Annotated in this window: 1 protein-coding gene; it reads right to left on the bottom strand. The window is 65.9% G+C overall.

Translation table 11 applies throughout. From position 1 onward, the window contains the following. The coding region (locus ACLQ22_RS31860) for a condensation domain-containing protein (RefSeq protein ID WP_425695576.1) at positions 1–890 on the bottom strand (890 nt) is incomplete at its 3' end. Between the last annotated feature and the right edge of the window lie 55 nt (positions 891–945).

The following is a 945-nucleotide window of genomic DNA, read 5'->3' as shown; positions in this document are numbered from 1 at the left end:
ATGTCGACGGCGAGGGGGAGGGTGTTGACGAAGAAGCCGATGAGTTTTTCGGCGTCGGGGTCGGTGCGGCCGGTGAGGGGGGTGCCGATGACGACGGGGTTTTGGGTGGTGTAGCGGTGGATGAGGAGTTGGAATGCGGCGAGGAGGATGCCGAAGGGGGTGGAGCCGGTTTGGGTGGCGAGGGTGGTGAGGGTGGTGGTGGTGTCGGGGGGTAGTTGGCTGTGGTGGATGGCGGTGGGACCGGGGTTGGTGTCGGGGCGGGGCCGGTCGGTGGGTGGGTGGCAGACGGGTGGGGCGTCGCGTAGTCGTGCGGCGAGTTGTTCGAGGTGGTGTTGTGCGTCGGTGGTCTGCCAGTGGTGGTGTTGGCGTTGGGCGATGTCGGCGTACTGGGTGTTGAGGGGTGGTAGTGAGGGGGTTCGGTGGTGGGTGAGGTCGGTGTAGAGGTGGTGGAGTTCGTTGTGGAACAGGCCGACGGACCAGCCGTCGAGGACGATGTGGTGCCAGGTGAGGCAGAGCACGTGGGTGGTGTCGGAGAGTCGTAGGGTTCGGCTGCGTAGGAGTGGGCCGGTGGTGAGGTCGAATGGTTGGTCGAGTTCGGTGCGCAGGATGTCGTGGATGTGGTGGTCGTGGTGTTGGGGGTCGATGTGGGTGAGGTCGTGGTGGGTGCGGTGGTAGGTGGGGTGGGGGTGGATGATCTGGACGGGGATGCCGTCGTGTTCGGTGAAGGTGGTGCGGAGGACTTCGTGTCGGCGGATGATCTCGGTGATGGCGGTGTCGAGGTGGTCGAGGTCGAGTTCGCCGTCGATGTGCCAGGCGGTCTGGGTGTTGTAGGCGGTGGATTTCGGGTCGAGGGTGTGCAGGAACCACAGGCGTTGTTGGGCGAACGACAACACCCGACCCGACGACGCCACACCGGCCGGTAGGGCCGGGACCGGATCCGGCTCG

Source organism: Micromonospora sp. DT178, assembly GCF_049841695.1.
Taxonomy (GTDB): Bacteria; Actinomycetota; Actinomycetes; order Mycobacteriales; family Micromonosporaceae; genus Micromonospora.
The sequence above is the reverse complement of the archived record's forward strand: the minus strand, read 5'-3'. Positions and strand labels throughout refer to the sequence as shown.